This window comes from Nonomuraea sp. NPDC050394, assembly GCF_044459065.1.
Lineage (GTDB): Bacteria > Actinomycetota > Actinomycetes > Streptosporangiales > Streptosporangiaceae > Nonomuraea.
Genome location: NZ_JBITIO010000012.1, coordinates 344,745 through 350,875 on the forward strand (window position 1 = coordinate 344,745; position 6,131 = coordinate 350,875).

A 6,131-nucleotide genomic window follows, 5' to 3' on the forward strand; every position below is an offset into this window, starting at 1 on the left:
CGAAAATCGGACATCGGGCGACGAACCGTGACGCCGGATGGCCGATTCCGCACACAAATTGACGACAGGATTTTCCGACAAAAGAATCGGGCTTCAGCCCTTCCCGAGGAGAGCCTGGTGCAGATCGTCTACTCCCGCGTCTCCACCGCGACCCAGTCCCTGGTGCGGCAGCGCTACATCCTCACCGAGGCCGGTCTTCTCGCGCACCGAAGGCGTCGCCGAGGGATTCCGGCCGGCCGACGGCGTCCTCCTCTTCGAGGACCCCGCCACCACCTCCAAGATCCCCGCCCTCGACCGGCCCGCGTTCGGCAAGATCGCCGCCAAGGCGCATCCCGGCGACACCCTTACGGTCTCGGAGCTTTTCCGGCTCTGCCGCGACCTGCTCGACATCCACGCCGTCCGCAACTGGTGCCAAGCCCGCGGCGTTGCCCTGCGCGTCCTGTCCGGACCGCTGTCGAACTCCCACGACCTCGCCGCAGGCGACGCCACCACCGCCGTCATCATCAACGTGATCACCGCAGTCGGCCAGTTCCAACGTGACATCCAGAACGAGCTCACCGTCGAGGGGATCGCCGCCACCGCGGCCGGCCACCCGCGCTGGACGGTGACCGGCGCGAGGACGTACGGGCGGCCTTCGGCGAGGGCGTCTCGATCGCTGCCCTGGCACGGGCTCAGGGGTGAGCCGGGCGGCCGTGCGAACCGCCCTGGACGGCCTGCCTCGGTCATCGGCGTGATCGACGACGGGAAGGGTCAGGCAACCAGGTCGAGGTCAAGACAGCGGCCCATGCCGATATCGATCGTGCCGTACAGGTTGGCGTTGGACCAGAACAACGGCGAAAGCCCTCGCTTGTCGGCGTCGGTCATCTTCTTCTGCCAGCCGGGGTCCTTGAGCACGGACTGAACCAGCAAGGTGTTGATGAAGACCAGCGCCGACTGGAGCAGGTGCAGGCTGAGCATGGAGACCTCCTGGTGCTCCTTGTCGCTACCCGGGATGGTGCCGGCGCTGCCGTAGAACAGGTCGGTATTGGCGGAGTTCCAGTTCTCCACGACCTGCAGGCCCTCGTGGATCTCGCGGCGCAGCTCTGAGGCGGCGACGTACTCGGCGACGAACACGCTCTTGACCGCCTTTCCGAGTTCCTCGATGGCCTTGTAGGTGGGGTGCTTGGGGCCGCCGCGGGTGAAGCGCCGCAGCACCCGCTCGGCCTCGGCCGTACCTAGCCGCAGGGCGGTGGCGTACTTCACCATCTGGTCGTACTGCTGAGCGATGATCTCCCAGTCGATCGGCTTGTCGGCCACCATGCCGGTCAGGCAGGACGGGACCTGGTCATCGGGGTCGGCCTTGACCAGCTTCTGGTGGGCGATCCGCTTCATCCGTGGCAGGGAGTCCGACGCGCACGCGGTGCCGTTGCCCCACCACAGCGGATCCCGCATCCTCAAGGTGGCGTTGACCAGGGTCGCGATCGCCGCTCGCAAGTTGTCGCGGTTGACGAACAGATGCCGGGTGACCCGCAGGGCCGCCTCGGTCTCGCCGTGCCGGCCGCCGTCGGCGACCCGCTTGATCCCCACGTTCGTGCCGAGCGCGTACAGCATCAGCAGCAGGCGTTTGCGGATCACGTCGCGCGGGGTTGCCTCTCTGGTCGCGACCGTGGTGAAGGCGTCGGTGAAGTCGGTGACGAAGTCCGACTCCTTCAGGAAGTCCAGCAGGTCGATGATCCCCCAGTGGGCGGCGATTTCAGCGTGCAGCGCCCTCAGAGGGCAGTTCGTGAGCCGATAGTCCTGATATCACAGTGTGATCGAGTGAATCTGTAGCGTTATGCCTGGCTGGTGGGCGTGGATGTGCTGGGATAGCCAGGTGAATGAGCGCAAGCCGTACGCGAGCGACTTATCGGATGAACGCTGGTCCCTGATCGAGCCGGTGATCACAGCGTGGAAGGCCGCGCACCCCTCGGTCAGCGGCCACCAGGGCAAGTACGAAATGCGCGAGATCGGTCAACGCGATCCTGCACCAGAGCCGGACCGGCTGCCAATGGAACCTGCTGCCCCATGACCTGCCTCCACGCAGCGCGGTCATGTACTACTACACCGCCTGGCGCAGGGACGGCACCGACAAGGCCATTCACGACCTGCTGCGCTTTCAGGTGCGGGAGAACAAAGGGCCGATGAGCCGACCCGAGCCTGATCGTGCTCGACACCCAGAGCGTGCGCGCCGCGAGCGGGGTCCCGGCCTCCACGACCGGCAGGGACGCGGCCAAGAAGGTGTCGGGACGCAAGCGTGGCCTGGCCACCGACGTGCTGGGGCTGGTCATCGCGGTGGTCGTCGCGGCCGCCTCGATCCACGACAACGCCATCGGCAACGCCCTGCTGGACCGCGTCGCCACCGCCACGACGCCCGGCAGCGTCCAGACCGCCCTGGTCGATCAGGGCTTCAAGAACAGCGTGGTCGCCCACGGCGCCACCCACGGCATCGACGTGAAGATCGTCGAGCGTAACCCCGCCGAGGCCGGGTTCATCCCCCAGCCCAAGCGATGGGTGGTGGAGCAGACCTACGGCACGATGTCCCTGCACCGCCGCCTGGTGCGTGACTACGAACACGACCCGGCCAGCTCCCAATCGCGGGTGTACTGGGCGATGACCGACGTGATGACTCGCCGGCTGACCGGCACCTCCATCCCCACCTGGCGCTTCCCGCGGGAGGCCATGTGAGCGCCCCGGATCCCGGCACCTGGCTGCTGGACCGCATCGACACCCACGAGAAGGCGCTGACCAGCCAGATTGAGCAGACCCAGGCCCGGATCGAGGAGCTGACCGGCCGCCTGCGGGAACTCGGCCAGGACCTTGATCATCTGCGGATCACCCGCAAGACCCTGCTCGTCCTGGCCGCCGAGCCCGCTCTGGCGCCCCCACCGCCACCCGTTCCCACGGTCCCTGACCACCCCGCCTACCGGCAGATTCTCGCCATCCTGGCGGACACCGGCCAGCCGGCACGAGCGCGGGACCTGTGGGCCGCTCTGGACCTTCCCCTGGCGCGCAAGAACATCGAGAACACTCGCGCCAAGCTCAAACGCCTGGTCGGCCTGGGCATCCTCGAAGAGACCGAGCCGGGTTCGTTCGCCCAACCGCGTCCATAGCCCGGCCACGGATCCCCACGACCAGCTCTCCTCACGCAACACAAGCGATCAAAGGAACATCAACTCTCGAACCGCCCTCCTACAGGCACCCCAACGAATGTGCCTGATCGCCGGCCCCCAGAGGCCGTGCCGGACCGGGCCGCCTTGGGCGGCAGCCAGGGCTGTATCGCTCACCGGGGACCGGCCGCTCCGGAAGGGGCCCTGCAGGCGCACGGGCCCGGGCTTGCGTGGCCGGGAAAGGGTTGGACGGGACGGTGCTCGGGCTTGTAGCTTGCAGTTGATCGTGACGCCGCCCGAGGAGGTGAGACCCATGAACGCTGTAACGATGTGGGTGCTCCGCCTTGCCGTCACGGTCGGGCGATTGACGTAGGTGTCGCCGGGAGCGCCTCGCCAACAAGGCACTCCCGAAAGGCAACACCAATGCACTCTCAGCAGGTCATCGCCGAGCCGCCCCTCAACGACAGGGTGGGCGAGGTTCCCGGAACTCTCCGGTCGCCGGGCGCCGGGCGCGCGCCACACGTCTACGACGTGATCATCGCCGGATGCGGGCCGACCGGCGCGATGCTGGCCGCCGAACTGCGGCTGCACGACGTGCGGGTACTCGTTCTGGAGAAGGAAACCGAGCCCACGTCGTTCGTGCGCATCGTCAGTCTGCATGTTCGCAGTCTCGAGCTCATGGCGATGCGCGGACTGCTGGATCGCGTGCTCCGGCACGGAAGGCAGCGTCCGGTCGGCGGTATCTTCGCCGCCATCCCCAAACCCGCGCCCAAGGGCCTGGATTCCGCGTACGCCTATCTGCTGGGTATCCCGCAGCCGGTCATCGAGAATCTCCTGGAAGAGCATGCGATCGAACTGGGTGCGCAGATCCGGCGCGGTTGCGTGGTCGCCGGGCTCGCACAGGACGACGAGGGTGTGACCGTCGAACTGGCCGACGGGGAACAACTGCGTTCGCGCTATCTCGTCGGCTGTGACGGCGCCCGCAGTACGGTGCGCAAGCTGCTCGGTGTCGGCTTCCCCGGCGAGCCCTCACGGAACGACACGCTCATGGGCGAGATGAGCGTAGACGTGCCGCACGAGGAGATCGCCGCCAAAGTAGCCGAGATCAGCCAGACTCATCAGCGATTCTGGCTCAGGCCTTTCGGCGAAGGGGTCTACAGCGTCCTCGTTCCCGCCGCGGGGGTCAGCGACCGCGCGGAACCACCCACGCTCGAGGATTTCCGGCAACAGTTGCGCGCCATCGCCGGAACCGATTTCGGCGTGCACTCTCCGCGCTGGCTGTCCCGGTTCGGGGATGCCACTCGGCTGGCCGAGCGCTATCGGGTCGATCGGGTGCTGCTGGCCGGCGATGCGGCGCATATCCATCCGCCCATCGGTGGTCAGGGTCTCAACCTGGGCGTTCAGGACGCGTTCAACCTCGGCTGGAAACTGGCCGCACAGGTACGCGGCCGGGCGCCGGAAGGCTTGCTGGACACCTACCAGGCCGAACGCCATCCGGTCGCCTCGGACGTGCTGGACAACACTCGTGCCCAGATCGAACTGCTGTCCGCCGAACCGGGCGCGCAGGCCGTGCGCAGGCTGTTCACCGAACTCATGGACTTCGACGAGGTGAACCGCCATCTGATCGAGAAGATCACCGCGACCGGCATCCGCTACGACTTCGGCGAGGGCCCCGACCTGCTCGGCCGCCGCCTGCGCGACATCGACGTGAAACAGGGCCACCTCTACGGTCTGCTGCGTCGCGGCCGCGGCCTGCTGCTCGACCGCACCGAACGCCTGACCGTCGGCGGCTGGTCAGACCGGGTCGACTACCTTGCGGATTCCACTGCTGCGTTGGATGTCCCGTGCGTACTGCTCCGCCCCGACGGACACGTCGCCTGGATCGGCGACGACCAGCAGGACCTGGACGACCACCTCACCCGCTGGTTCGGCCACTGATCACGCCTGAGCGACCGCCCGCCGGCATGGCGGAACATGGCCATGCCGGCGGGCGGTATCCCAGCCGCGCTGTCCGGGGCTGCCCCTGACCCTGACCTCTGGCCCCCCCGACCCCGATTCCGGCCATCGGCCCTGGCCTCCAACCGAGCCCCGGCCACGTCCTGGTCCCGATAGCGGTCGAGGTCAGGACGGGTGCGATCAGGTGCCTGTGCCGATCACATGGCCGTGGGCTTCGAGCGCCGCCTTGGCCTCGGGCAGGTCGACGGTGCGTACCAGCAGATAGTCGGTGTCGAACGCGGACAGTGCGAACACCGAAACCCGCACCTCCGCCAGCGGCCCGGTCAGCGACGCCAGGATGCCGACGAGCGAGAAGCCCAGCGCGCCGGCCACCCGCAGCGCGCTGAAACCGCTCTCCACCTTCGCCCCTGGCGGCTCCGCACCGGAGCGGCACACCACCGAGACCTCCTCGGCAGTGACCGTCAGCGCGTAGAGCTCGGCCACCATCGGCGGCGGGGGCGGGGAGGTGGTGGCGGGCAGCCGGCAGACGAAGTACTCGTTCGCGAGCAGGAGCAGTTCCACGTCCTTCACCTTCCTGAGGCGGGCGGCAGGGCGGCCACGACGGGTGAGAGCGCGTCGAGGGCCTCGGCCAGGTAGCCGGTGTCCATGCCGATGTTGATCCTGAACCATCCTTCCCTGTCGAAGAACACGCCGGGCGCGACCAGCACGCTCGTCTTGCGCCGGAACAGGTCGCCGACCTCAACGAACCACAGGGCGCTTCCATAGCGGGGTGCTCTTAGCCCGGGGGAAATTTCCAACGGATTTCGCTGACCTGCGGGTTCACCCGTTCTGCTGGCCGCCGCGGATCCCGGTCGCTACGGTTCGCATGGGTTTGCCCGGTGCGATCCGTAGAGGTGGTGGCCTGTGTCGACGCGGATGTTTTCGGCGGATCAGTTGGAGCTGCTCCGTCGTTCCCTGAGCCTTTTCCATCTTGATCAGCGGCCATCTTCAGCAGTCTGAAGTACGAGGATGGCCTGCACGATCGCGGTAGCTCGATGCGGGCAGCAGCGC

General features: G+C 67.6%; 6 protein-coding genes and 2 pseudogenes. 5 read left to right on the forward strand and 3 right to left on the reverse strand.

Features of this window, described 5'->3' with window-relative positions:
- The first annotated feature begins 37 nt into the window (after positions 1 to 37).
- The gene (locus ACIBKY_RS38870; RefSeq protein WP_397104911.1) at positions 38 to 901 is read left to right on the forward strand and encodes a recombinase family protein; all 864 of its coding nucleotides are present in this window, start codon (positions 38 to 40) and stop codon (positions 899 to 901) included.
- On the opposite strand, the pseudogene ACIBKY_RS38875 reads toward ACIBKY_RS38870, so the two are convergent.
- Positions 811 to 1,752: pseudogene (locus ACIBKY_RS38875) on the reverse strand (Tn3 family transposase); the annotation flags it as partial. The gene ACIBKY_RS38870 and the pseudogene ACIBKY_RS38875 sit on opposite strands and share 91 nt — an antisense overlap.
- Before the next feature lie 248 nt (positions 1,753 to 2,000).
- Between ACIBKY_RS38875 and ACIBKY_RS38880 the strand changes: the two are divergent.
- From ACIBKY_RS38880 to rox, 4 genes and pseudogenes are all read left to right on the forward strand, one after another.
- A pseudogene (locus ACIBKY_RS38880) lies at positions 2,001 to 2,060 on the forward strand (hypothetical protein); the annotation flags it as partial.
- 118 nt (positions 2,061 to 2,178) lie between these two features.
- Complete coding sequence (locus tag ACIBKY_RS38885) at positions 2,179 to 2,703, forward strand: transposase (protein WP_397104933.1); 525 nt, start codon at positions 2,179 to 2,181, stop codon at positions 2,701 to 2,703.
- On the forward strand, positions 2,700 to 3,128 hold the full coding sequence (locus ACIBKY_RS38890; protein WP_397104912.1) for a hypothetical protein: 429 nt from the start codon (positions 2,700 to 2,702) through the stop codon (positions 3,126 to 3,128). Before ACIBKY_RS38885 ends, ACIBKY_RS38890 begins: the two co-directional genes overlap by 4 nt.
- 420 nt (positions 3,129 to 3,548) lie before the next feature.
- The gene (gene rox, locus ACIBKY_RS38895; RefSeq protein ID WP_397104914.1) at positions 3,549 to 5,063 is read left to right on the forward strand and encodes a rifampin monooxygenase; all 1,515 of its coding nucleotides are present in this window, start codon (positions 3,549 to 3,551) and stop codon (positions 5,061 to 5,063) included.
- A 198-nt stretch (positions 5,064 to 5,261) separates the two neighbouring features.
- On the opposite strand, the gene ACIBKY_RS38900 is transcribed toward rox, so the two are convergent.
- Both ACIBKY_RS38900 and ACIBKY_RS38905 read right to left on the reverse strand, forming a co-directional pair.
- Entirely contained in the window at positions 5,262 to 5,642 is a 381-nt protein-coding gene (locus ACIBKY_RS38900; protein ID WP_397104916.1) for an ACT domain-containing protein, read from the reverse strand.
- A gap of 5 nt (positions 5,643 to 5,647) precedes the next feature.
- Positions 5,648 to 5,878, reverse strand: a complete 231-nt coding sequence (locus ACIBKY_RS38905) for a hypothetical protein (RefSeq protein ID WP_397104917.1) — start codon at positions 5,876 to 5,878, stop codon at positions 5,648 to 5,650.
- Positions 5,879 to 6,131: the final 253 nt, after the last annotated feature.

Bases quoted from the DNA above. Each gene is read 5' to 3' on its own strand.
- ACIBKY_RS38870 (WP_397104911.1), top strand. From the start codon at position 38: ATGGCCGATTCCGCACACAAATTGACGACAGGATTTTCCGACAAAAGA.
- rox (WP_397104914.1), top strand. From the start codon at position 3,549: ATGCACTCTCAGCAGGTCATCGCCGAGCCGCCCCTCAACGACAGGGTG.